Source organism: Enterobacter cloacae complex sp. P15RS (genome assembly GCF_014895905.1).
GTDB lineage: Bacteria > Pseudomonadota > Gammaproteobacteria > Enterobacterales > Enterobacteriaceae > Enterobacter > Enterobacter quasihormaechei.
The window spans coordinates 89078-112121 of sequence record NZ_JADBQL010000002.1; the positions used below are offsets into that span (position 1 = coordinate 89078).

At 55.9% G+C, this 23044-nt stretch carries 25 protein-coding genes; 17 read left to right on the plus strand and 8 right to left on the minus strand.

What is annotated here, in order from left to right; translation table 11 throughout:
- Window positions 1–108: 108 nt before the first annotated feature.
- The 5 genes from ynfE to IM267_RS01145 all read left to right on the plus strand — a co-directional run bounded on the left by ynfE (window position 109) and on the right by IM267_RS01145 (window position 5110).
- On the plus strand, window positions 109–2547 hold the full coding sequence (ynfE, locus tag IM267_RS01125; RefSeq protein WP_193032510.1) for a selenate/tellurate reductase subunit YnfE: 2439 nt from the start codon (window positions 109–111) through the stop codon (window positions 2545–2547).
- Window positions 2548–2557: 10 nt separating this feature from the next.
- Window positions 2558–3175: a DMSO/selenate family reductase complex B subunit gene (locus IM267_RS01130; protein ID WP_193032511.1), complete on the plus strand. Its 618-nt coding sequence runs from the start codon at window positions 2558–2560 to the stop codon at window positions 3173–3175.
- Between the two features lies 1 nt (window position 3176).
- Window positions 3177–4031 carry a dimethyl sulfoxide reductase anchor subunit family protein gene (locus IM267_RS01135; protein WP_193032512.1) on the plus strand — a complete coding sequence of 285 codons (855 nt, stop codon included), beginning with the start codon at window positions 3177–3179 and terminating at the stop codon, window positions 4029–4031.
- Window positions 4032–4075: 44 nt separating this feature from the next.
- Window positions 4076–4690, plus strand: a complete 615-nt coding sequence (dmsD, locus tag IM267_RS01140) for a Tat proofreading chaperone DmsD (protein WP_193032513.1) — start codon at window positions 4076–4078, stop codon at window positions 4688–4690.
- A gap of 108 nt (window positions 4691–4798) precedes the next feature.
- Entirely contained in the window at window positions 4799–5110 is a 312-nt protein-coding gene (locus IM267_RS01145; protein ID WP_193032514.1) for a YebG family protein, read from the plus strand.
- Window positions 5111–5244: 134 nt separating this feature from the next.
- Here IM267_RS01145 and IM267_RS01150 read toward each other — a convergent pair whose 3' ends face one another.
- The 3 genes from IM267_RS01150 to IM267_RS01160 form a co-directional block, all read right to left on the minus strand.
- A complete protein-coding gene (locus IM267_RS01150) occupies window positions 5245–5559 on the minus strand; it encodes a hypothetical protein (RefSeq protein WP_063866831.1) in 315 nt (104 codons plus the stop codon).
- A 38-nt stretch (window positions 5560–5597) separates the two neighbouring features.
- Window positions 5598–6275 carry a type A chloramphenicol O-acetyltransferase gene (gene catA, locus IM267_RS01155; RefSeq protein ID WP_063866832.1) on the minus strand — a complete coding sequence of 226 codons (678 nt, stop codon included), beginning with the start codon at window positions 6273–6275 and terminating at the stop codon, window positions 5598–5600.
- A gap of 86 nt (window positions 6276–6361) precedes the next feature.
- Window positions 6362–7246: a LysR family transcriptional regulator gene (locus IM267_RS01160; RefSeq protein WP_063866833.1), complete on the minus strand. Its 885-nt coding sequence runs from the start codon at window positions 7244–7246 to the stop codon at window positions 6362–6364.
- A 114-nt stretch (window positions 7247–7360) separates the two neighbouring features.
- On the opposite strand from IM267_RS01160, the gene IM267_RS01165 reads away from it, so the two are divergent.
- The 7 genes from IM267_RS01165 (at window position 7361) to clcB (ending at window position 14557) form a co-directional block, all read left to right on the plus strand.
- Window positions 7361–8488, plus strand: a complete 1128-nt coding sequence (locus IM267_RS01165) for an alpha/beta hydrolase (protein ID WP_193032515.1) — start codon at window positions 7361–7363, stop codon at window positions 8486–8488.
- Window positions 8489–8703: 215 nt separating this feature from the next.
- Window positions 8704–9447 (plus strand): YoaK family protein, encoded by a 744-nt coding sequence (locus IM267_RS01170; RefSeq protein WP_193032516.1) that lies wholly within the window; start codon window positions 8704–8706, stop codon window positions 9445–9447.
- A gap of 262 nt (window positions 9448–9709) precedes the next feature.
- A complete protein-coding gene (gene osmY, locus IM267_RS01175; RefSeq protein WP_193032517.1) occupies window positions 9710–10420 on the plus strand; it encodes an osmoprotectant ABC transporter permease OsmY in 711 nt (236 codons plus the stop codon).
- An 18-nt stretch (window positions 10421–10438) separates the two neighbouring features.
- Entirely contained in the window at window positions 10439–11338 is a 900-nt protein-coding gene (osmX, locus tag IM267_RS01180) for an osmoprotectant ABC transporter substrate-binding protein OsmX (RefSeq protein WP_193032518.1), read from the plus strand.
- An 8-nt stretch (window positions 11339–11346) separates the two neighbouring features.
- Window positions 11347–11994 (plus strand): osmoprotectant ABC transporter permease OsmW, encoded by a 648-nt coding sequence (gene osmW / locus IM267_RS01185; protein ID WP_063451473.1) that lies wholly within the window; start codon window positions 11347–11349, stop codon window positions 11992–11994.
- Window positions 11994–13142: an osmoprotectant ABC transporter ATP-binding protein OsmV gene (osmV, locus tag IM267_RS01190; protein ID WP_063451474.1), complete on the plus strand. Its 1149-nt coding sequence runs from the start codon at window positions 11994–11996 to the stop codon at window positions 13140–13142. Before osmW ends, osmV begins: the two co-directional genes overlap by 1 nt.
- A gap of 104 nt (window positions 13143–13246) precedes the next feature.
- Window positions 13247–14557 (plus strand): voltage-gated ClC-type chloride channel ClcB, encoded by a 1311-nt coding sequence (gene clcB, locus IM267_RS01195; RefSeq protein WP_193032519.1) that lies wholly within the window; start codon window positions 13247–13249, stop codon window positions 14555–14557.
- On the opposite strand, the gene bioD is transcribed toward clcB, so the two are convergent.
- The 3 genes from bioD to IM267_RS01210 all read right to left on the minus strand — a co-directional run bounded on the left by bioD (window position 14492) and on the right by IM267_RS01210 (window position 17566).
- The gene (gene bioD / locus IM267_RS01200) at window positions 14492–15187 is read right to left on the minus strand and encodes a dethiobiotin synthase (RefSeq protein WP_063451476.1); all 696 of its coding nucleotides are present in this window, start codon (window positions 15185–15187) and stop codon (window positions 14492–14494) included. The two genes, clcB and bioD, sit on opposite strands and share 66 nt — an antisense overlap.
- Window positions 15188–15318: 131 nt before the next feature.
- Window positions 15319–16539: a sugar metabolism global transcriptional regulator Mlc gene (gene mlc / locus IM267_RS01205; protein WP_193032520.1), complete on the minus strand. Its 1221-nt coding sequence runs from the start codon at window positions 16537–16539 to the stop codon at window positions 15319–15321.
- Window positions 16540–16660: 121 nt separating this feature from the next.
- Window positions 16661–17566: a LysR family transcriptional regulator gene (locus IM267_RS01210; protein WP_193032521.1), complete on the minus strand. Its 906-nt coding sequence runs from the start codon at window positions 17564–17566 to the stop codon at window positions 16661–16663.
- Window positions 17567–17687: 121 nt separating this feature from the next.
- Between IM267_RS01210 and IM267_RS01215 the strand changes: the two genes are divergently transcribed.
- The 5 genes from IM267_RS01215 (at window position 17688) to IM267_RS01230 (ending at window position 22055) form a co-directional block, all read left to right on the plus strand.
- Window positions 17688–18941, plus strand: a complete 1254-nt coding sequence (locus IM267_RS01215; protein WP_107535256.1) for an MFS transporter — start codon at window positions 17688–17690, stop codon at window positions 18939–18941.
- Between the two features lie 74 nt (window positions 18942–19015).
- On the plus strand, window positions 19016–20500 hold the full coding sequence (locus tag IM267_RS01220; protein WP_193032522.1) for a carboxypeptidase M32: 1485 nt from the start codon (window positions 19016–19018) through the stop codon (window positions 20498–20500).
- Window positions 20501–20649: 149 nt separating this feature from the next.
- Window positions 20650–20955 (plus strand): acid resistance repetitive basic protein Asr, encoded by a 306-nt coding sequence (asr, locus tag IM267_RS01225; RefSeq protein ID WP_193032523.1) that lies wholly within the window; start codon window positions 20650–20652, stop codon window positions 20953–20955.
- Between the two features lie 92 nt (window positions 20956–21047).
- Window positions 21048–21131: a hypothetical protein gene (locus tag IM267_RS21500; protein WP_057979992.1), complete on the plus strand. Its 84-nt coding sequence runs from the start codon at window positions 21048–21050 to the stop codon at window positions 21129–21131.
- A gap of 102 nt (window positions 21132–21233) precedes the next feature.
- Window positions 21234–22055: a serine protease gene (locus IM267_RS01230; protein ID WP_193032524.1), complete on the plus strand. Its 822-nt coding sequence runs from the start codon at window positions 21234–21236 to the stop codon at window positions 22053–22055.
- A gap of 5 nt (window positions 22056–22060) precedes the next feature.
- Here the strand turns inward: IM267_RS01230 and mdtI are convergent, their stop codons facing one another.
- Window positions 22061–22390 carry a multidrug/spermidine efflux SMR transporter subunit MdtI gene (mdtI, locus tag IM267_RS01235; RefSeq protein WP_063866842.1) on the minus strand — a complete coding sequence of 110 codons (330 nt, stop codon included), beginning with the start codon at window positions 22388–22390 and terminating at the stop codon, window positions 22061–22063.
- Entirely contained in the window at window positions 22377–22739 is a 363-nt protein-coding gene (gene mdtJ / locus IM267_RS01240; RefSeq protein WP_063866843.1) for a multidrug/spermidine efflux SMR transporter subunit MdtJ, read from the minus strand. Before mdtJ ends, mdtI begins: the two co-directional genes overlap by 14 nt.
- Window positions 22740–23044: the final 305 nt, after the last annotated feature.

Sequence of the window (23044 nt, forward strand, 5' to 3'; positions counted from 1 at the left end):
TTTGACGAGGATTAATATTTAATACCTCCAAATAAGTAACACTCCCCCCATCATTAGCCCAGTTGTAGTCACGGGTGAAAATAATTATTACCAATGATGGGGTGAGTCATGTCCGAAGTTGAACATCACGGCGGGATAAGCCGTCGAGCTCTGGTTAAATCCACTGCCATAGGATCGCTGGCGCTTGCCGCCGGTGGGATCGCATTACCTTTCGGTTTGAAAAGCGCCGCCGCCGCAGTGCAAACCGCCGTGCAGCCCGCGGAAGACAAAGTCGTTTGGGGCGCCTGCTCGGTGAACTGCGGGAGCCGCTGCGCGCTGCGTCTGCACGTACGCGATGACGAAGTTTATTGGGTTGAAACGGATAACACCGGCGAGGATATTTACGGCAACCATCAGGTTCGCGCCTGCCTGCGCGGTCGTTCTATCCGCCGTCGTATTAACCATCCTGACCGTCTGAACTATCCGATGAAACGCGTGGGCAAACGCGGAGAAGGTAAGTTTGAGCGTATCACCTGGGAAGAAGCGCTGGACACCATCGCCGCCAGCCTGAAAGGCGTGGTCGAAAAATACGGCAACGAAGCGGTCTACATTAATTACTCCTCAGGGATCGTAGGCGGAAATATCACCCGCTCCTCCCCTTACGCCTCCCTGGTAGCGCGCCTGATGAACTGCTACGGCGGCTTCCTTAGCCACTACGGCACCTACAGCACCGCGCAGATCGCCTGCGCCATGCCCTACACATACGGCAGCAACGACGGCAACAGCACCTCGGATATTGAAAACACCAAACTGGTGGTGATGTTCGGCAATAATCCGGCGGAAACGCGCATGAGCGGCGGCGGGATAACCTACTACCTCGAACAGGCACGCGAACGCTCTAACGCGCGGATGATCGTTATCGATCCGCGCTACACCGACACCGCCGCAGGGCGTGAAGACGAGTGGATCCCCATTCGTCCGGGCACCGATGCCGCGCTGGTGGCGGGTATTGCGTGGGTGCTGATTACTGAAAACCTCGTCGATCAGCCTTTCCTCGATAAATACTGCGTGGGTTATGACGAAAAAACCCTGCCGGAAGGCGCACCTGCTAATGGTCATTACAAAGCCTATATTCTCGGCCAGGGTGATGACAAAACCGCGAAAACTCCGGAGTGGGCGTCGCGCATTACGGGCATCCCCGCCGATCGCATTATTAAGCTGGCCCGTGAAATCGGTTCGGCGAAACCGGCCTACATTTGCCAGGGCTGGGGCCCGCAGCGTCAGGCCAACGGGGAGCAAACCTCCCGCGCCATCGCCATGCTGCCGATCCTGACCGGCAACGTCGGCATTAGCGGCGGCAACAGCGGCGCGCGCGAATCGACCTACACCATCACCATCGAACGCATGCCGCTACCGGAGAATCCGGTGAAAACGCAAATCTCCTGCTTTAGCTGGACGGATGCCATTGTCCGTGGCCCGGAGATGACCGCCCTGCGCGACGGCGTGCGCGGCAAGGATAAGCTCGATGTGCCGATCAAGTTTATCTGGAACTACGCGGGTAACACCCTCATCAACCAGCACTCCGATATCAACAAAACCCACGACATTTTGCAGGATGAGAGTAAGTGCGAAACGATCGTCGTCATCGACAACTTCATGACCTCGTCCGCGAAGTATGCCGATATTGTTCTGCCGGACCTGATGACCGTTGAGCAGGAAGATATCATCCCCAACGATTACGCCGGCAACATGGGCTACCTGATTTTCCTCCAGCCGGTTACCGCCCCGAAGTTCGAGCGCAAGCCCATCTACTGGATCATGAGCGAAGTGGCGAAACGCCTCGGACCGGATATCCATCAGAAATTCACCGAAGGCCGTTCGCAGGAGCAGTGGCTGCATTATCTGTACGCCAAAATGGTCGCCAGAGATCCCCAACTGCCGTCCTACGACGCGCTGAAGAAAATGGGTATTTATAAGCGCAAAGATCCGAATGGACACTTTGTGGCCTATAAAAAATTCCGTGACGATCCGGACGCCAATCCACTCAAAACCCCGTCGGGGAAAATCGAAATCTACTCCAGCAAGCTGGCGGATATTGCGGCAACCTGGGAGCTGCAAAAAGACGAAACCATTACCCCGCTGCCGGTTTATACCTCAACTTTCGAAGGCTGGGACGCGCCCGAGCGCAGTAAATTCCCGCTGCAACTGTTCGGCTTCCACTTTAAAGCCCGCACCCACTCCAGCTACGGCAACGTGGATGTACTCCAGGCCGCCTGTCGCCAGGAGGTGTGGCTTAACCCCGTGGACGCCGGGAAGCGCGGCATTAAAAACGGGGACATGGTGCGCGTGTTTAACGACCGCGGCGAAGTGCGCATTGCCGCCAAAGTCACGCCGCGCATCATGCCCGGCGTGAGTGCGATGGGCCAGGGCGCCTGGCACGATGCCAACATGAACGGCGATCGCGTCGATCGCGGGTCTTGCATCAACACCCTGACCACGCACCGCCCGTCACCGCTGGCGAAAGGCAACCCGCAGCACACGAACCTGGTGCAGATCGAGAAGGCATAAGGAATAGACAATGACAACCCAGTATGGATTTTTTATTGATTCCAGCCGTTGCACCGGGTGCAAAACCTGCGAGCTGGCCTGCAAGGATTACAAAGACCTGACCCCGGACGTCAGCTTCCGTCGTATTTATGAATACGCGGGCGGCGACTGGCAGGAGGATAACGGCGTCTGGCATCAGAATGTCTTTGCCTATTACCTGTCGATTGCCTGCAACCACTGCGAAGATCCGGCCTGTACCAAGGTCTGTCCGAGCGGGGCAATGCACAAGCGCGACGACGGCTTTGTGGTGGTGGACGAGGACGTCTGCATCGGCTGTCGCTACTGCCACATGGCCTGCCCGTACGGCGCACCGCAGTACAACGCCGCCAAAGGCCATATGACCAAGTGCGACGGCTGCCACAGCCGCGTCGCGGACGGCAAAAAGCCCATCTGCGTCGAGTCCTGCCCGCTGCGCGCGCTGGACTTTGGCCCGATTGAGGATCTGCGCAAAAAACACGGCCAGCTTGCTGCCGTCGCGCCGCTGCCGTCTGCACACTTCACGAAGCCGAGTATTGTGATCAAACCTAACGCCAACAGCCGTCCGACGGGTGACACCACCGGCTACCTGGCAAACCCGAAGGAGGTGTGAGATGGGAAGTGGATGGCATGAATGGCCGCTGGTAATCTTCACCGTTTTCGGGCAGTGCGTGGCCGGCGCGCTAATCGTGATGGGTTTCGCCTGGCTGAATGAAAAAGAGGAAGCGGCTAAACGGCGCATCGTGCGCAGCATGTTTTTTCTCTGGGTAGTGATGGGTATTGGGTTTATGGCCTCGGTACTGCACCTCGGCTCCCCGCTGCGCGCCTTCAACTTGCTTAACCGCGTGGGAGCGTCAGCGCTGAGTAATGAGATCGCAGCGGGTTCGATCTTCTTTGCCGTGGGCGGTTTCTGGTGGCTGGTATCGGTTATCGGTAAAATGCCCCCTGCTTTAGGCAAAATCTGGCTGGTGGTCAGTCAACTCCTGGGGGTCGTTTTTGTCTGGGCGATGACCCGGGTCTATCAGATTGATACCGTTCCGACCTGGTATACGGGCTACACCACGCTGGCCTTCTTCCTGACGATGGCGCTTGCTGGTCCGCTGCTGGCCGCGCTGCTGCTGCGGGTTGCAAACGTGACATATAAAGGTACCGTTGCCGCCTCCGTCAGCGTGCTGGCGCTGCTCGTCTGCGTGGCGGTCGTCGTGTTGCAAAGCAATGCGCTGGCGACGATCCAGAGTTCCATTCAGCAGGCCAGCGCCCTGCTGCCGGATTATGGTTCGCTTCAGGTCTGGCGCATCGCGCTGCTGACGGCGGGCTTAGGCTGCTGGATCTGCCCGCTGATTCGGCGTCAGGAGCCGAAAACGCTCGGTCTGTTGACAGGTTTTGTGCTGGTGGCGCTGGGTGAACTTATTGGCCGTGGGCTATTTTATGGTCTGCATATGACCGCAGGGTTAGTGATTGCAGGTTAACACAGGCGCGCGGGACCGCCCGCGCGCAAGTAAGGAAAGTTGTAATGAATGACGTCTCACATCGCGAATCGTTCGCGTTCAGCGCCCGGGTACTGGGCGCGCTGTTTTATTTTGCCCCGGACAGCGAACAGACTGCGCCGCTGGTGAGCGCCCTGACCGCCGGTGACTGGGTGCAGGACTGGCCGCTGCCGGAAGAAAGCCTGCTGCCCGTCGCCGCTGCGTTTAAAGCCCCGTCGGACGAAGCGTTGAAGCACGCGTGGCAGCGTCTGTTTATTGGCCCATATGCCCTGCCCGCTCCTCCGTGGGGCTCCGTCTGGCTCGATCGCGAGTCCGTGCTGTTTGGCGATTCGACCCTCGCGTTGCGTCAGTGGATGCGTGAAAACAATATCGCCTTTGAAATGCAGCAGAATGAGCCGGAAGATCACTTCGGCACGCTGCTGCTGCTGGCGGCGTGGCTTGCCGAGAACGGTCGCGACACAGAACGCGACCAGCTTCTGGCCTGGCATCTGCTGCCGTGGAGCACGCGTTTCCTGACCGTATTCGTTGAAAACGCGGCCCATCCTTTCTACGCGGCGCTGGGTAAACTGGCTCAACTGACCCTGGCAGACTGGCAGTCCACTTTGCTGATCCCGATTGCAGAAAAAACGCTGTACCGATAACAGCGCCTGGCTTGCACATCCGTTGTGCTAGCCAGTTTCGCACATTTTTGCTGCAACACCACGTCGCAACTGCTATACTGTATATAATTACAGTACCGGAGGCGCAAAATGGCTGTTGAAACAAAATTTGTTGTCGTAAGAAAGGGTGAAGAGAAAATGACATTTGCCAGTAAGAAAGAGGCTGACGCTCACGACAAACTGCTCGATATGGCAGAAGCGTTCACCGACTGGCTGTTGCAAAGCGAAATGCAATTGGATGAAACGCAGGCGGAGAACCTTGGGCTGTATCTCGCCGAGCAGAAAGAAGCTGTTCAGCATATCCTGCGTACCAGCAAGCTTCCCGAGCGCGATGCTGCAACGGATAAAACAGCGGCGGATGCGGATGGCAGTAAAAAAATCCGTGCCGTTAAAGCGGCCTGATCGTCAGAATCCCCATCACTTGTCCTGCCACCGTGAGCTGGAAACGGCTCACGGCTTTAATATTATCGGCTTACAGAACGTCGCGCTGGATATTTTGCCTTTAATTCATCCAGCGTCACCATGAGAAGGGCCTGTTATCTCGATTTGTCCGCCTCAACATTTACGCTAACGTTCAGCCTTTTTGCTTCAATGGTTAACATTTTTTGGGCCAAAGCCATATCACCCCCGTGCACTTTATCTATAAGATTTTGTACAAGGGTCATCATCAGGAAATGTTTATTCGCGGGACAGAAATCTGTCATAGTGATTCCGTTATCCTTCAGGCGTTGATGCGCAACCGTCTCTGTCTCTGCAATTATTTCAGCAACTTTCTCATGCATGATGTCGATCTGCTCGAAAACAATGCCGTTAATCATTTCAATCTGTTCTGGCGTAAAATTCGGTTCCATCAATTCCCCTCGTCAGGCGTAGGTTAAAAACACGTGCATCACACGGTGAGCGCTTCGGAATGGCGCGGTAAATTATCACATAACTCTTGCAACTCATTGATCAGCCTTGCCAGGTGGAAACCATCGCACACGGAGTGATGGACCTGAACGGCGAAAGGCAACAAGACTTTTCCATCCTGGTTATAGTATTTTCCAAAGGTGAACATGGGTGCAAAAAAGTTCTGCATGTTAGCCACGTTGATATTAAAACTGGTAAAGCTCGCCCATGGAATATCCGATATGAAGAATATATTTTCCCGGGACTCTTCCTTAGGCCAGTAGGCAAGATTATCACCATAGCGAGAAACGTCTTCTGCATAAACGTTCTGAAAGTGATGAATATTCCCGTCGAAGTGACTCCACAACGATGAAAACGTCTCCGTTTCTTTATGGAAAAGGGTATAGCTTGGATGCACCTCCTTCCATATTACAAGTTCATTATCCTTCATAGCCATACGGAACTCAGAATGGCGGTTAACGACTGTGGCAATAATAGAAATAATCGAAGGATAAAATTTCCAGCCAACCTGTTTGATATGTTTCAGCAGCGCCGTAATATCCAGCTGAACCGTTTGGTTAATCGTGCATTGAGCAAAGCTCTGAAAGACTTCAAAATGCTCTTTCCTTGCCCAACTTGATAAATCTACAGCCGTATATTCTGGCGTTAATTTTGTCATTTCTTAGCCTTAATTGAGCAGCGCTATATAAAAGAGTAGCGTAACACAAACCCAGGAGCTGTATAGACGGCAGCGCAGAGGCACCCCTAAATTTTCAGCGTATCGATTACCGCTCTCAGCGCCGGGGAGACGTTGCGGTGCGGGTAATAGAGGTAAAGCCCGTCCATCCGCAGACTGTAGCGCTGCAAGACCCTTATCAGCGTCCCGCGCTCCAGATCGTCAGCCACCAGCTCTACCGGGACATAGGCCAGCCCGAGTCCCAGCCGCGCGGCTTCGGCTTCCATATAGCTGTCCGAAAAGGCCCATTGTCCTTCCGGGCGGTGAGCAATACTTTTTCCGTCCTGAATGAGCTCCCATTGATAGTGGCGACCGTCGGCGAACTGATAGGCAATGCAGGGATGCGAAGTCAGATCAGCAGGCACCTGCGGGAAACCATAGCGCCGGAAATGCGCCGGGGCGGCAACCACGGCCATCTCCATATCGGGCGTAATGCGCACGGCAATCATACCTTGCCCCACCTCCGGCCCCAGCCGGACGCCCGCATCGAACCGTTCGGCAATAATGTCCACGAACCGGCTTTCATTCATTAATTCCAGTCGAATATCCGGGTAACGCTGTTTGAATATAGCGAGCTTTGGCAGCAGACATTTTTCAATGGCGTGCTGGCTGGCATTAATGCGCACCGTGCCGGAGGGCGTCTGGCGGTAGTGTGCCAGTCTGGTTAGCCCGGTATCGAGCGCATCAAAGGCGGAGCCGGCAGTCTGGTAAAGCTGTTCTCCGGCGTGGGTTAGCGACAGCTTGCGCGTGGTACGCACCAGAAGCTGAACGCCCAGCCGCTCTTCCAGCTCCCGAACCGATCGGCTGATCCCGGATTGTGCCAGCCCGAGCCGCTGTGCGGCTGCCGTGAAGCTCCCCTCCCGCACCACCTGGATAAACAGATACAGCTCATTGTAGTTCTCTCGCTTTGCCATTACGCCTCGCGAACCTATAACAAAATGATATTAATTCTAGCAGACCCTGGCCTCTAATCAGCACTATTACTGCTAATTATAATGACCGCATAACAACAACACACGGTATCTCTTATGAAAACATTCACCCAAAAACTATCCGTTGCGCTGCTGCTATGCGCATCATTAAGTGGAGTGACAACAATGAGTTATGCAGAAACGCTAAATCCAAACGCCCCCGTTTCCATGGTGACTACCTGGGATAAAACCTTCGCCGAGAGCGATAAAGTCATTCACCGCAAGGTGACGTTCCAGACCCGATACGGGATCACTCTGGTGGGCGATCTGTATCTTCCTAAGAACCGCGGCGACCAGAAGCTGGCGGCGATTGCCGTCAGCGGGCCGTTCGGTGCGGTTAAAGAGCAATCCAGCGGTCTGTACGCCCAGACCCTGGCTGAACAGGGGTTCGTAACCCTGGCCTTCGACCCATCCTATACGGGTGAAAGTGGCGGCCAGCCGCGTAACGTTGCCTCCCCTGATATCAACACCGAAGACTTTAGCGCCGCAGTTGATTTCCTGGGGCTCCAGAAAGAAGTCGACCGTAATCGTATCGGCATTCTCGGCATTTGCGGCTGGGGCGGTATGGCGCTGAACGCGGCATCCATGGATACCCGCGTGAAGGCGGTCGCCACCAGCGTAATGTACGATATGAGCCGCGCGATGGGTCACGGCGTGGGCGACGGGAAAGATCGCTATTCAGCGGCTGACCGTCGGGCCGTGTTGGAGTATCTGAACGCCCAGCGCTGGAAAGATGCCGAGAGCGGCACTTTCGCCCATGGCGGTCATGATATTAATGTCGATAAGAACGGTAAGGTGACGGCAGCCGAGCGTATTCTGCCGGAAGCATTGCCCGCCGATCCGCATCCGGTACTGAAAGAGTTCTACGACTACTACCGTATGCCGCGCGGCTTCCATGCCCGTTCCGTAAACTCCACCGGCGCATGGACCGCGACCATGCCGTTGTCCTTTATGAATATGCCGCTGCTGAGCTATGCCGGGGAGATCGCCATCCCGACGCTGATCGTGACCGGTGAAAACGCGCATTCTCGCTATTTTGCGGAAGATGCGTTTAAGGCCATTGGCAGCAAACAGAAAGAGCTGGTGATTGTTCCGGGTGCAAACCATTTTGATCTCTACGATAACGTCGCAGGAAAAATCCCGTTCGCGCAGTTTGAGCAGTTCTTCAAAACCAGTCTGAAATAAGCTCCCAGCCCCCGGCAATCACGGGGGCGGTATTTTTGCCCGTCAGTCTGCTCGCGACATCAGCAGTAAGGCATTATATTAACAGGGTTATTTTATTTAATTACAAAACCGCGAATATCTCCCGTTGAATTAATAATTAAGCAATATCCTGGTCAGCCAGCGATATCGCTTTGTTAGCTTGAGGAATCAGGCAAAGCTCAAACCGGAGGTATTCTTTGCTGATTAAGTTAAAGAAAGAACGAACGCATCAGGAGGATCGCCGTCTTGCTCTCTGGCTGGCCACCTCCGCAGGACTGCTGAATGCCATTGCGCTGGGCGCGTTTGGCTTTTTTCCCTCACACATGACCGGCAATACCTCACAACTCTCCAGCGAAGTCTCCTCCACCGACCTCAACGATATTCTTTTTTTTGGCGCCATTATTCTGTCGTTTGTCACGGGTGCCATCGTTGCGCGGATGATTGTTATCTGGGGAATTATCCATAACGTCAGGCTGGTATTCAGCCAGGTTCTTTTTGTTGAAGGGATATTACTGGCCGGGGTATCTCTGTACGAAATGTATTTTCACTCCTTCGCCACGAATCAGGAGATTATTATTTTCCTGTGCGGGCTGATGGGCATCCATAATTCCACCTCCACTCAGCTCTCCGGTGGTCGGGTGAGATCCACGCACATTACCGGCACGCTGACCGATGCGGGCATTTCGCTGGCCTCCGTTATGGTCGCCATGCTACGCCGGGATTATTCTAAAGACACGGCTGCGCAAAAGAGCCAGCTCAAGACCCATTTAACCACCCTTTTCTCGTTTATTACCGGAGGGATCGCAGGGCTGATCCTGTTCAGAGAATTTGGATTCCACGCGATGCTGGCGCTGGGGCTAATGCTGGTATTCATCGCCGCCTTTTCGATCGTTCGCATCTCCTGGCGCGTGCGAAAGGTGCGCGCCGCCCTCGGTCGTTAAAGTTTATTAATGAGTCTTAGGTGACATTGTCACTTAAGACTCGCTTCTTTAAGACTATTCTGCCTGCCCGCTGACAGCCCTTATGCCATAAGGCTTAACCCAGGTTGTCACTAATTTCATAGGGTTACTGTTTTACCCCCTTCGCTGGAACCCTTCCGCTTCGCTTGCTATAGGTGAAGTACCCCTGCCGAAACATGGCATAACAACAGGCAACCGCAACCGGTGGTTGCTATAACGCATGCGCACAGGGAGACACACCGCAATGCACCCACTACTCAAACGTTCTCTGCTTTTTGTCGGCGCCATAATCGTGGTTCTCGCTCTCCTCACCTGGGGAATTGGGCTGGATACGATCAAGGCGCGCCAGGTTGACCTGATCTACCTCGGGCAACAGCATTTAATTTTGGTTTTCTCCTCAATGTTCTTTGCCCTGCTGGTCGGTATTCCAAGCGGCATCCTGCTGAGCCGTCCGGCGGCACGGGGTATCGCCGAATACGTGATGCAAATCTTTAACGTGGGCAACACCCTGCCGCCGCTGGCCGTTCTGGCGCTGGCGATGGTGGTGATTGGCATCGGCGATAAACCGGCCATTATCGCCCTCTTTCTGGCCTCTCTGCTGCCGATTGTGCGCAACACCTATGCCGGGCTGTGCTCTGTTCCCGCGTCACTGCTGGAGGCGGCAAACGGCATCGGCATGACCCGGTGGCAGCGCCTGCGTCAGGTCGAAATCCCTAACGCCTGGCCGGTGATGCTTTCAGGTATTCGTATTGCTACGGCGATTAACGTTGGTACCGCGCCGCTGGCATTCCTGATCGGTGCCAGCAGCTACGGCGAGCTGATTTTCCCGGGTATTTATCTGAATGACTTCCCGACGCTGATCCTGGGCGCGGCGGCCACCGCCCTGTTCGCCCTGATTCTGGATACGCTGCTGGCGGCACTGGGTCGACTGCTGAGCCCGCATCTCGCACGATAATTATAACAAGGAGCTTCTATGAGACTGTTTTCCGGCCTGACGGCGTTGTGCGCCGCCGCGCTCTTCACCAGCCAGGCGCTCGCTGCGCCGCTGATCCTGGCGACCAAGAGCTTTACCGAGCAGCACATTCTCTCGGCCATGACCGTGCAGTATCTGCAAAAGAAAGGGTTTCAGGTGCAGCCGCAGACCAATATTGCGACGGTGATATCCCGAAACGCGATGATCAACAAACAAATCGATATGACCTGGGAGTACACCGGTACGTCGCTGATCATCTTCAACCACATCAACAAACGCATGTCGCCGCAGGAGTCTTACGAGACGGTGAAACGTCTTGACGCGAAGCACGGTCTGGTGTGGCTCAAACCTGCCGACATGAACAACACCTATGCCTTTGCCATGCAGCGCAAGCGCGCCGAGGCTGAACATATCAACACCATGTCTGAGATGGTGGCAAAGATTGAGCAGATCCGTAAAACCGATCCGGATAACAACTGGCTGCTGGGACTTGACCTGGAGTTTGCCGGGCGTAGCGACGGGATGAAACCGTTACAGGCGGCCTACAACGTGACGCTGGACCGCCCGCAGATCCGCCAGATGGATCCGGGACTGGTCTATAACGCGGTGCGCGACGGGTTTGTCGATGCGGGGCTGATCTACACCACCGACGGGCGCGTGAAGGGCTTCGATCTCAAAGTGCTGGAAGACGATAAAGGCTTCTTCCCGAGTTACGCCGTGACGCCGGTTGTACGTAAAGACACGCTGGAGGCGAACCCGGGGCTGGAGGAGGCGCTGAACACCCTCTCTGCCCAGCTGAATAACGACGTTATCACCGAACTGAATAAAAAGGTGGATATCGACCATCAGTCACCGCAGCAGGTCGCCCGAGATTTCCTGCGTAGCAAACAGTTGCTGTAGGAGGCGCTATGGAGACGATTCACTATATTTTCGACAACTGGGACTATCTCTTAACCCTGACGCTGCAACACCTGTGGCTGGTCGCGTTGGCCGTGGGCCTGGCGATTATCATCGGCGTGCCGCTGGGCATTTTGATTGTTCGCCATAAATGGCTGGCAACACCCGTGCTGGGGATCGCCACCATCGTGCTCACCATCCCGTCTATTGCGCTTTTCGGCCTGATGATCCCGCTCTTTTCGCTGGTCGGTCAGGGCATTGGCGCCCTGCCCGCAATAACGGCGGTGTTTCTCTACTCGCTGCTGCCGATTGTGCGTAACACCCACACGGCGCTCGACAGCCTGCCCCCCGGCCTGCGTGAAGCGGGACGCGGCATCGGCATGACCTTCTGGCAGCGTCTGCGCTGGGTGGAAATCCCGATGGCGCTGCCGGTCATTTTTGGCGGCATCCGCACCGCCGTGGTGATGAACATTGGCGTCATGGCGATTGCCGCCGTGATTGGCGCGGGCGGTCTGGGCCTGCTGCTGCTTAACGGTATTGGCGGGAGTGATATTCGTATGTTGATTGCGGGCGCGCTGATGATTTGTCTTTTAGCGATTGTGCTCGACTGGTTGCTGCACCGTTTGCAGGTGGTACTGACTCCGAAGGGGATTCGATAATGATAAAACTGGAAAACCTCACCAAACAATTTTCACAGAAACACGGCCAGACGTTTAAGGCCGTCGACAACGTCAACCTGAACGTGCCTGAAGGGGAAATGTGCGTGCTGCTCGGCCCGTCCGGCTGCGGCAAAACCACGACCCTGAAGATGATTAACCGTCTTATTACGCCCAGCAGCGGGACGATCCTGATTAACGGCGAAGACACCAGCGGGATGGACACCGTGACGTTGCGCCGCAACATTGGCTACGTGATCCAGCAGATTGGCCTGTTCCCGAACATGACCATCGAAGAGAACATTACCGTTGTACCGCGAATGCTGGGCTGGGACAAAGCGCGCTGTAAATCCCGTGCCGAGGAGCTGATGGATATGGTGGCAATGGATCCGCATAAATTCCTTCACCGCTATCCGCGTGAAATGTCCGGCGGCCAGCAGCAGCGCATCGGCGTCATCCGCGCGCTGGCAGCGGATCCGCCGGTCCTGCTGATGGATGAACCGTTCGGTGCGGTCGACCCGATCAACCGCGAGGTGATCCAGAACCAGTTCCTGGAGATGCAGCGCAAGCTGAAAAAGACCGTGATGCTGGTGAGTCACGATATTGACGAAGCGCTGAAGCTGGGCGACCGTATCGCCGTTTTCCGTCAGGGACGTATCGTGCAGTGCGCCAGCCCGGACGAGCTGCTGGCGAAGCCGGCGAATGAGTTTGTCGGTTCGTTTGTGGGCCAGGACCGGACGCTGAAACGTCTGCTGCTGGTATCAGCGGGTGACGTCACCGATCAGCAGCCGACCATTACGGTACGCGAATCAACGCCGCTGTCGGAGGCCTTCGCCACCATGGATGATAACGATATTCGCGCCATTACCGTGGTTGATGAGCACGGAAAACCGCTGGGCTTTGTGAAGCGCCGCGAAGCGCGTCACGCCAGCGGCGCCTGCGCCGACATTCTGCACCCGTTCCGCATGACCGGGAAAGCCGAAGACAACCTGCGCGTGGTGCTTTCTCGCCTGTATGAAAGCAACACCAGCTGGATGCCGATTGTGGACGAAGACGGGCGCTATAACGGCGAGATATCTCAGGACTATATTGCGGAGTATTTGAGTTCAGGACGTACGCGCCGGGCGTTGAATATTCATAGCGACACTTAATCCTGTATGCCGGGCAATGCCCGGCTTTTTTTCGCACGCATACCTTTTGCTAACCTCACGTTTTCCCATCACAATATTGTTTTGTCCTCACGTAATTGCGACCCATGCAACGTCTTCACGCTTACCCCGACATCCGCGCGATGTTTCGCCGACTCCTGATCGCTACCGTCACCGGCGTGCTGGCGGCGCTGGCCGTTGCGGCGTTTCGCCACAGCATGTATCTGCTGGAGTGGCTGTTTCTCAGCAACGAAAGCGGAAGCCTGGTGAACGCCGCTGCCGCGTTATCGCCCTGGCGTCGCGCGCTCACGCCTACGCTGGGTGGTCTGGCCGCCGGAATGCTGCTGTGGGGATGGCAGCGCATGACGGCACAACGTCCCCACGCCCCGACCGATTATATGGAGGCGCTGGAAACGGGTGATGGCCAGTTTGATTACGGCGCCAGTCTGGTGAAATCGTTCGCCTCGCTGCTGGTGGTCGCCAGCGGGAGCGCCATTGGCCGGGAAGGTGCCATGATCCTGCTCGCCGCCCTCGCCGCCTCCTTTTTTGCACAACGCTGTACGCCGAAATCTGAATGGAAACTGTGGATCGCCTGCGGCGCCGCCGCCGGGATGGCCAGCGCCTATCATGCGCCGCTGGCGGGCAGCCTGTTTATCGCAGAGATCCTGTTTGGCACGCTGATGCTGGCTTCCCTCGGCCCGGTAGTGATTGCCGCCGTGGTAGGCCTGCTCACCACACGTCTGTTAAGCCCCGGCGCAAATACGCTTTATGCGGTGCACCTGAGTGAGACATCAATGGCGGCAGATTATGCGTTGATAGTTGGCGTGGGTCTGCTGGCGGGCGTTTGCGGTCCGCTGCTGATGTGGCTGATGGGGTTTAGCCACGCGCTGTTTCTGCGTCTTAAGCTCTCGCCGCCGTGGCAGCTGGCGCTGGGCGGGCTGATCGTCGGGCTGCTGTCGCTGCTGACGCCAAAGGTATGGGGGAATGGCTACAGCGTGGTTCAGGCATTTTTGCAGTCGCCGCCGCTGCTGTCGGTGATTGCCGGCATCTTTATCTGCAAGCTGCTGGCGGTGCTGGCAAGCAGCGGGTCCGGCGCGCCGGGAGGCGTATTCACGCCAACCCTGTTCGTCGGTATGGCAACGGGAATGCTGTTTGCGCAGATAGTTGCGCTGTGGTTTCCTGGGGCTGAGACGGCGATCCTGCTTGGGCTGGCGGGTATGGCGACGCTGCTCGCCGCCACCACGCATGCGCCAATCATGTCAGCATTGATGGTATGTGAAATGACCGGGCAGTATTTTTTACTCCCCGGTTTGCTGGTTGCCTGTGTTGTGGCGTCGGTATTGTCGAGAACGTTACGCCACGACTCGATCTACGGACAGCATACCGCCGAAAGCCGAGAGATCGATGTAGTGCGCTAGTTCGCGCTGCTCTGCGCGAGGCAGATAAGGCAGTTCGCCCACCAGCGGGCCAGGCAGTTTTTTGCTCAGTACGTCGATGATTTCAGCGTAGTGTGCAAGGCCCGGATTGATCCGGTTCGCCACCCAGCCAATCAGCGGCAGGCCGTCATTGGCGATAGCCTGCGCCGTCAGCAGGGCATGGTTGATGCACCCTTCCTGAATGCCCACGACCATAATCACCGGCAACTGCTCCTGCACCACCCACTCGGAAAGGGGACGTAAATCGTTCATCAGGCTGCGCCAGCCGCCGGTCCCTTCAACGACAACGTGGTCAACCTTTTCGCTCAGATTCGCCAGACCATCTGAAAGCAGGCTGTAGTTGATCGGCCCGCTATGAGCGACGCTGCTTTCCTCCTCGCTCAACGCGATAGGATTGACGGCATCATAAGGCAGTTCCAGAGACGAGACGCTTTGCAGAACCAGGGCGTCCTTATTACGCAGCCCTTCTGGCGTCTCTTTACTGCCTTTTGCAACCGGCTTGTATCCTGCAACGCGTTTACCGCTCGCCGCCAGGGCCTGGAGTAACGCGCGGGATACGACGGTCTTCCCGACAGAAGTATCCGTACCAGTAATAAAGAAACGCTTAAGCATGACTCATTCCACCTCTTGGGTATGCTTCAAAAAATATAAACCAGGTAAATAATTCAGTGGAGAAAGTCTACGGGAAGCGTGCGCTACCCGGCTTGAGATAGCGCAATTTTTCGTACATCTCTGGAAAAGAGTTAGCCCTGAAGCAAACGAATCAGTAATGAGCCGTTGTACATGGCATCTTTAACCAGTGCGGCACCGGCCATCGTGCCCTGGTTGGAAAATTGCGTACTTTCGACCACGATATTTTTGCTGTATGCGGGAAGCGACTGCTGGTTGATACAGGCGGAAATCGCCGGGAAGAGAATATCCGCCGCCTGGCTGAGCGGGGAGCCTATGAGTATTTTTTGCGGATTAAACAGGTTCACCATAATCGCCAGGATGCGCCCGACATTATTGCCTACGCCGGTAATGATGTCCTTCGCCAGCAGATCGCCCTGCCTTGCCGCAGTGCACAGTGCGTCGACGCTCAGCGGCTGTCCGTGCAGCGTGGAGCTCATCGACTGGCTGAGCCGCACCTGCGCCAGCTCCAGCACGCTTTCCACGCTGGCAATCGTCTCCAGACAGCCATGGTTACCGCAGTAGCAGCGTTTTCCGTACGGATCGACCTGCGTATGGCCGATCTCCACCAGGCTACTGCTGCCAGCGTGTAAAAGACGCCCGTCGGTGATCACCCCCGCTCCAACGTTGTGATCAATCACAACCTGAATGACGTCGCGCGCGCCGCGCGAGGCGCCAAACAGCGCCTCCGCCATCGTCCAGGCGCTGATATCATGCTGAATGTAGACCGGCACACCGGTATGGCTTTCCAGCACTTCACCCAGCGGCATCTCTTTCACGTTCTCGTAAAAGGGCATGCGGTGCACAATGCCATTTTCGGTATCAATAATTCCCGGCAGGGTGATCGCAATCGCCGTTAAGCGTTCAAGACGCTGCTGGTGGCGTATAAAGAACTGGTCGATATGGGACAGAATGGCATCGAGGAGAGGTTGCTCTGCATCGAGCGGAAGGTCCAGCCGGTCTTCCACCACCATCTTGCTGCTGAGGTCGCGCAGCGCGAGGAAGATTTCCCCGCGGCTGATGCGCATCGACAGGTAGTGCCAGGCTTCCGTTTCCACCACCAGCCCTACCGCCGGACGGCCACGGCTGCCCGGCTCCTGAATTTCCGTCTCCTGAACCAGATGGGCTTCCAGCATTTCGCGGACAATCTTGGTAATACTGGCGGGTGCCAGTTGTGCCAGGCGCGAAAGATCGATACGCGAAACCGGACCAAGCTGATCAATCAGGCGATAAACGGCGCCCGCGTTGGTCTGCTTGATCTGATCGATATGCCCTGGCTGACTATCAGCAACCACCTCGTACTCCCTTATTTTCGAGCTTCGAAATAAACTGAGGGCTATGGTGAAGCACTTCAATGGCCGACGTCAAATTTTTACTTAGCCATGTGATTTACTGCACATTTTTGCCCACTTTTCCCTATAAATATTGCCCGTGAGAAGCGGTAATTAATTGTGCCTTGAAACGCTGTGCCGCATGGCTCTGTTCATGATGTTTAGACCACACCAGCCACATTTCCGAGACCGCATCCTGCTCGACAATCTTCACCCAGCGCATCTCCGGCAGCTGCACCCGCTTAAACGAGGCCGGGAGAATCGACACGCCAAGCCCTGCGGCAACGAGCCCAATGATCGTCATGGCTTCCCCCACCTCCTGCGCGATAGTCGGAACAAGGCCATATCGCCGCATCAGACCCAGAATATCGTCGTACAGCCCGGTTCCCACCTGGGGGTCAAAAAAGACGAACGGCTCTTTCGCCAGTTCAGCCAACGTGACGCCAGGCCGGGCGGCGAGAGGATGGTCGCTGGGGATCATCGCCATCAGCGGTTCTCGCAGGATCACCTGCCACGCCAGAGTATCAGGCAACTGCGTGTTCCGCATCAGTCCCAGGTCGAGCGAACCTTCGTTCAGCGGCGCGATTTGCTCCCGGGTATTTATTTCACGCGTCTGAATATGCACATCCGGAAAGTGACGGCGAAACGATGAGAGCGTTTGTGAAACAGCGCTGATAAAGGGGGCCGAGGAGGTAAACCCGATGCGCAGCTCCCCCGTCTCACCGAGATAAAGCCGTTCCGCTCTGGCGGCGGCGTCTTCCACCATGCTCAGGATCTGTCGGCTATCGGTGAGGAACTGTTTTCCCGCTGCCGTCAGGCTCACGCTACGGTTGGTTCGCGCCAGCAGACGCGCCCCCACCTGCTGCTCCAGGATCTGAATCTGCTGGCTTAGCGGTGGCTGAGAGATATTCAGCCTTGCCGCCGCGCGGCCAAAATGCAGCTCTTCGGCGACGGCGACAAAATAGCGGAGGTGACGCAGCTCGATATTCATATTTTTAAAGTATCATTTGAGATTATTAATATATTAGACAGAATATTTACATTTTCCTACTCTGATCTCGTGGTCATACCCGTCACCAGAAACCACGGGGATGTTTAAGCAAGGATTATGTGTGAGCCGTACAACGACTATTGATATCGCGCCGGCCAGCGACATTGATGATTTACCCGCAGCACCGCAGCCGGTTCAGTTTATTAAGCGTGGTACCCCCCAGTTTATGCGCGTCACGCTGGCGCTCTTCTCAGCGGGTCTCGCTACCTTTGCCCTGCTCTACTGCGTTCAGCCGATCCTGCCGGTTCTGTCGCATGAGTTTGGCGTGTCGCCAGCCAGCAGCAGTATCTCCCTTTCCATTTCCACCGGAATGCTGGCGATTGGTCTGTTGTTTACCGGTCCACTTTCGGATGCTATCGGACGTAAGCAGGTCATGGTAACGGCGTTAATGCTGGCCTCCGTGTGTACCTTGCTTTCTACCATGATGACCAGCTGGCACGGTATTCTGGTCATGCGCGCGCTGATTGGGCTCTCTCTCAGCGGCGTGGCGGCGGTCGGGATGACCTATCTCAGCGAAGAGATCCACCCGAGTTTCGTGGCCTTCTCAATGGGGCTGTATATTAGCGGGAACTCTATCGGCGGGATGAGTGGACGCCTGCTGAGCGGTGTGTTTACGGATTTCTTTAGCTGGCGCATTGCGCTGGCCGTCATCGGCTGCTTCGCGCTCGCTTCGGCGCTGATGTTCTGGAAAATTTTGCCGGAATCGCGCCATTTCCGCCCGACCTCCCTGCGTCCGAAGACGCTGTTTATCAACTTCCGTCTGCACTGGCGCGACAAAGGTTTGCCGCGACTGTTTCTGATGGGATTCCTGCTGATGGGGTCATTCGTCACGCTGTTTAACTATATTGGCTACCGGCTGATGCTCTCGCCGTGGCATCTCAACCAGGCATTGGTGGGTTTGCTCTCTGTGGCGTATCTCACCGGGACGTGGAGTTCACCAAAAGCCGGCGCCATGACCGCTCGCTTTGGCCGCGGGCCGGTGATGCTGGTTTCCACTGCCGTGATGTTGTTCGGGCTGCTGATGACACTGTTCTCCTCCCTGTGGCTGATTTTTGCCGGGATGCTGCTCTTCTCTGCCGGCTTCTTTGCCGCGCACTCCGTTGCCAGCAGCTGGATTGGCCCGCGCGCGCGCCGCGCCAAAGGTCAGGCGTCGTCGCTGTATCTGTTTAGCTATTACCTGGGTTCCAGCATCGCCGGAACCCTCGGCGGCGTGTTCTGGCATCACTACGGCTGGAACGGCGTGGGCGGGTTTATCGCCCTGATGCTGTGCGCGGCGCTGCTGGTGGGCGCGAGCCTGCATCAACGTCTGCATTAACATTCACCCCTCTTCGTGTTTAAATCGAGCCGATGCTAATTTTTGTCATCGGCTGATTCAGACACGAGGACTTCATGAAAAACAATAACTATCAACAACTCACCCGCACCTTCCAGCGTCTCTCCCGCTTCTCGCACCTCTCCTCCATCGCCAGCTGGGACATGTTCACCATGATGCCGCCCGGCGGCAGCGCCGCGCGCGGTGAAGCGCTGGCGGAGATGAGCGTCCTGCAACATCAGATCCTGACCGATAAAAAAGTGGGTGAATGGCTGGCTGCGGCGGCTGAAGAAGATCTGAACGACGTAGAGCAGGCCAACCTGCGTGAAATGACGCGCCACTACCAGCAGGCCACCTTACTGCCGGAATCGCTGGTAGAGGCAAAATCGCTGGCAGGCAGCAAGTGTGAACACGCCTGGCGCACTCAGCGTCCGGCCAACGACTGGCAGGGCTTTTCAGCCAACCTGAAAGAGGTGGTGAAGCTCAGTCGTGAAGAAGCTCGCCTGCGCGCCGAGGCCAAAGGCTGCACACCTTACGACGCGCTGCTGGATATTTTTGAACCCGACATGACCAGCGCCCGCCTGGATGTGCTGTTTGGCGATATGAAGTCGTGGCTGCCGGACCTGCTGGCAAAGGTTGTGGAAAAACAGGCTCAGCGATCGTTCGTTCCGCCACAGGGTCCCTTCCCGACCGCCACGCAGCGCGAGCTGGGCCTGGAAGCGATGAAAATGCTTGGCTTCGATTTTAACGGCGGTCGTCTGGACGTTAGCGCCCACCCGTTCTGCGGCGGCGTGCCGGAAGATGTGCGTATCACCACGCGTTACGATGAAGACGAGTTGCTCAGCGCGCTTTTCGGCGTGATCCACGAAACCGGACATGCCCGCTACGAGCAAAACCTTCCCCGAGCGTGGGCCGGGCAGCCCGTTGCGCTGGCGCGCTCTACGGCGATCCACGAATCCCAGAGTCTGTTCTTTGAGATGCAGCTGGGCCGCAGCGAGGCATTCCTCAAGCATCTGCTTCCGGCGGTCCATGCCCGTTTCGGCAGTCAGGCGGCGTTCAGTGAAGAGAATTTCATTGCCTGGAACCAGCGCGTGAAGCCGGGATACATTCGCGTGGATGCGGATGAAGTGAGCTACCCGGCGCACGTGGTGCTGCGCTATGAGATCGAGCGCGCGCTGATCAACGGCGAAATCGAAGTCGACGATATTCCCGCCCTGTGGGATGAGAAAATGCAGGCCTGGCTTGGGCTATCCACCAAGGATAATTATCGCAACGGCTGTATGCAGGATATCCACTGGACCGACGGCGGTTTTGGCTACTTCCCGTCTTACACGCTGGGGGCAATGTATGCGGCACAGCTCTTCCATGCCGCCAAAAATGCATTGCCTGGGTTGCAGGCATCCATTGCCGGAGGCGATTTCTCGGCGCTGTTTGACTGGCTGCGTCAGAACATCTGGCAGCACGGCAGCCGCTTCAGCACGTCGCAGTTAATCACTCAGGCTACGGGTGAGGATTTGAACATCCGCTACTTCCGCGAACACCTGACTTCCCGCTACCTGTAACCGAACGCGCCGGGGTGAAGCCCCGGCGTTGTACATACGGTTACACGCCGATACCAATCACTCACGGAAACCTCGAATTTACAGGGATATAGTTCTTTCAACGGCCCCGCAGTGGGGTTAAATGAAAAACCAAATTCGAGGGTATGAAAATGAAAAAAGTATTAGCTCTGGTTGTTGCCGCTGCTATGGGTCTGTCTTCTGCTGCATTCGCGGCTGAAACTACCGCCACCGCAGCGCCTGCGGCGACCACTTCTGCTCCGGCCAAAACGGTTCACCATAAAAAACATCACAAAGCGGCTAAACCTGCGGCAGAACAGAAAGCACAGGCGGCTAAAAAGCATCACAAAAAATCGGCAAAACCCGCGGTAGAACAGAAAGCACAGGCGGCTAAAAAGCATCACAAAAAAGCGGCAAAACACGAAGCGGCTAAACCTGCTGCACAGCCAGCAGCGTAAGAGTACAAGCTTAACCGTGCCCTTCGGGGCACGTTGGTAAACCGGCGCTGAACGGGTTTGAGGTCAGCGCCGTTTTTTTATCCGGAGGGCGTATGCTGCGGCGCTATCGGTTTGAGTTCATTCTTATCCTGCTAATCTTGTGCGCGCTCATCGCCAGCCACTTTTATCTTTCCTGAATGTAGCACGCTGATTTTACTCCCACTTTCTCGCTGTCGCGTCTATAGTATTTTCATAGGGTTCACTTTTAATAATCATAATTACCCCCACCAGAGTGTGATATGCGTAAATCTGTTGTGTTGTTACTGGGAACGTTTAGCCTTTTTGCTGGCTTTTCACATGCGGATGATGGTGACGCTGTCTCCATTAGCGCCAAAGAGGTAAAGACGCTGTTTTTTGGTCATGACGATCGTACGCGTGTCACCGATCCTACCGAAGCGCCCTGGGATGCCATCGGGCAACTGGAAACCGCCAGCGGCAATTTATGTACCGCAACGCTCATTACACCACGCCTTGCGCTGACGGCGGGTCATTGCCTGCTAATGCCGCCCGAGGGCAAACCGGATAAAGCGATCGCCCTGCGCTTTGTGTCGCAAAAAGGAATATGGCGCTACGAAATCCACGGTATTGAGGGGCGGGTGGATCCATCGCTCGGTAAACGCTTAAAACCGGATGGCGATGGCTGGATTGTGCCGCCCGGGGCGGCATCCTGGGATTTCGGTCTGATCGTTTTACGTTATCCGCCGTCCGGGATCGCTCCCCTACCGCTTTTTGATGGCGACAAAGACGCGCTCACCGCCGCCCTGAAGGCCGCCGACCGCAAAGTGACGCAGTCAGGCTACCCTGTTGATCACCTCGATTCGCTGTACACCCATACGGACTGCGTGGTGACGGGCTGGGCGCAAAACAGCGTGCTTTCGCATCAGTGCGATACGCTACCGGGTGATAGCGGATCGCCCCTGATGTTAAAAACCGCTAACGGCTGGCAGCTGATTGGCGTTCAGAGTTCAGCTCCGGCGGCGAAAGACCGCTGGCGCGCCGATAACCGGGCGTTGGCGGTGACCGGTTTTCGCGACAGGCTGGAAGCCCTGGCGCAGCAGTAGGTTACTCAGGCCAGTTTAATCATGATCATGCCGGCGAGCAGTAATACCAGCCCTATCCAGCCTTTATTGTTTAAACGCTGCCCGAACATAATCCAGCCTGCCGCCAGGGTGGCGGCAATACCGAAGCCGCCCCACAGCGCATAGGCCACGGAAAGATCGATGCCTTTTACCGCCTGTGACAGGGCGCTAAACGCCCCCAGCACTGCGGCAATCGATAGCAGGCCGTAAGCTTTACGACGAAAACCGTCGGAGAACTTCAGAAAGACGTTCGCAATAATTTCCAGAACGATCGCTAAACCCAGCCAGGCCGCGTGGATCCATTCAAACTGCTGCATGGGTCTGCTCCTTCTGCTGTTTTGTTGGCTTGCGCGTACCCGATTTAATCAGCACGATACCTGCCACCAGGGTCGTCAACCCGGCAATTTTCATTGTCGTCAGGGTTTCATCAAATATCATGACGCTGAACAGCGTAATCAATAAAATACCAATACCTTCCCACAGGGCGTATGCCACGCCCAGCGCGATTTTTTTAACCGCGAAGGAGAGGAAAATATAGGAAAGCGTAATCATGACTAGCATCAAAATAAATCCGGTGCTGCCATCACTCACGCTCGCCCATTTCATCGACAGGGTGCCGGTAATTTCAGCTACGATAGCCAGCGCTAATAAAATCCAGTAAAACATGTTTTTCTCCTGCTTGAGAATATAATCCATCGAGGCTCGCTGCGGACAACAAACCAAAAAATTGGGAATTAAATCAGTTAGCTAAGCGCATAGCGCCAGCTCAGGCAGAAGACGTGACTATAGCGCGGAACGCCAGTGTTGTTCACCGGAAAGCATGCAGAGGGAGGTTGAAAACAGAGCAGTGTTGTTTGAAAAATACGTCCTGAACAAATTGTCCATAAAATTACAATTATCCGCGGTGTTGCTTCTCGTCTTTGCGGATGAAAATTGTCCTCAGTAGTTGAACACGCCTGATTTGTATCATA

Excerpts from the sequence above, each read along its gene's own strand:
- osmV (WP_063451474.1), top strand. The coding sequence starts at position 11,994 with ATGATAAAACTGGAAAACCTCACCAAACAATTTTCACAGAAACACGGC.
- asr (WP_193032523.1), top strand. The coding sequence starts at position 20,650 with ATGAAAAAAGTATTAGCTCTGGTTGTTGCCGCTGCTATGGGTCTGTCT.
- IM267_RS01160 (WP_063866833.1), bottom strand. The coding sequence starts at position 7,246 with ATGGCAAAGCGAGAGAACTACAATGAGCTGTATCTGTTTATCCAGGTG.
- mdtI (WP_063866842.1), bottom strand. The coding sequence starts at position 22,390 with ATGCAGCAGTTTGAATGGATCCACGCGGCCTGGCTGGGTTTAGCGATC.
- IM267_RS01135 (WP_193032512.1), top strand. The coding sequence starts at position 3,177 with ATGGGAAGTGGATGGCATGAATGGCCGCTGGTAATCTTCACCGTTTTC.
- dmsD (WP_193032513.1), top strand. The coding sequence starts at position 4,076 with ATGAATGACGTCTCACATCGCGAATCGTTCGCGTTCAGCGCCCGGGTA.
- IM267_RS01145 (WP_193032514.1), top strand. The coding sequence starts at position 4,799 with ATGGCTGTTGAAACAAAATTTGTTGTCGTAAGAAAGGGTGAAGAGAAA.
- osmX (WP_193032518.1), top strand. The coding sequence starts at position 10,439 with ATGAGACTGTTTTCCGGCCTGACGGCGTTGTGCGCCGCCGCGCTCTTC.
- ynfE (WP_193032510.1), top strand. The coding sequence starts at position 109 with ATGTCCGAAGTTGAACATCACGGCGGGATAAGCCGTCGAGCTCTGGTT.
- IM267_RS21500 (WP_057979992.1), top strand. The coding sequence starts at position 21,048 with ATGCTGCGGCGCTATCGGTTTGAGTTCATTCTTATCCTGCTAATCTTG.
- mdtJ (WP_063866843.1), bottom strand. The coding sequence starts at position 22,739 with ATGTTTTACTGGATTTTATTAGCGCTGGCTATCGTAGCTGAAATTACC.
- osmW (WP_063451473.1), top strand. The coding sequence starts at position 11,347 with ATGGAGACGATTCACTATATTTTCGACAACTGGGACTATCTCTTAACC.
- IM267_RS01210 (WP_193032521.1), bottom strand. The coding sequence starts at position 17,566 with ATGAATATCGAGCTGCGTCACCTCCGCTATTTTGTCGCCGTCGCCGAA.
- IM267_RS01150 (WP_063866831.1), bottom strand. The coding sequence starts at position 5,559 with ATGGAACCGAATTTTACGCCAGAACAGATTGAAATGATTAACGGCATT.
- clcB (WP_193032519.1), top strand. The coding sequence starts at position 13,247 with ATGCAACGTCTTCACGCTTACCCCGACATCCGCGCGATGTTTCGCCGA.
- IM267_RS01165 (WP_193032515.1), top strand. The coding sequence starts at position 7,361 with ATGAAAACATTCACCCAAAAACTATCCGTTGCGCTGCTGCTATGCGCA.
- bioD (WP_063451476.1), bottom strand. The coding sequence starts at position 15,187 with ATGCTTAAGCGTTTCTTTATTACTGGTACGGATACTTCTGTCGGGAAG.
- IM267_RS01220 (WP_193032522.1), top strand. The coding sequence starts at position 19,016 with ATGAAAAACAATAACTATCAACAACTCACCCGCACCTTCCAGCGTCTC.
- catA (WP_063866832.1), bottom strand. The coding sequence starts at position 6,275 with ATGACAAAATTAACGCCAGAATATACGGCTGTAGATTTATCAAGTTGG.
- osmY (WP_193032517.1), top strand. The coding sequence starts at position 9,710 with ATGCACCCACTACTCAAACGTTCTCTGCTTTTTGTCGGCGCCATAATC.
- IM267_RS01230 (WP_193032524.1), top strand. The coding sequence starts at position 21,234 with ATGCGTAAATCTGTTGTGTTGTTACTGGGAACGTTTAGCCTTTTTGCT.
- IM267_RS01130 (WP_193032511.1), top strand. The coding sequence starts at position 2,558 with ATGACAACCCAGTATGGATTTTTTATTGATTCCAGCCGTTGCACCGGG.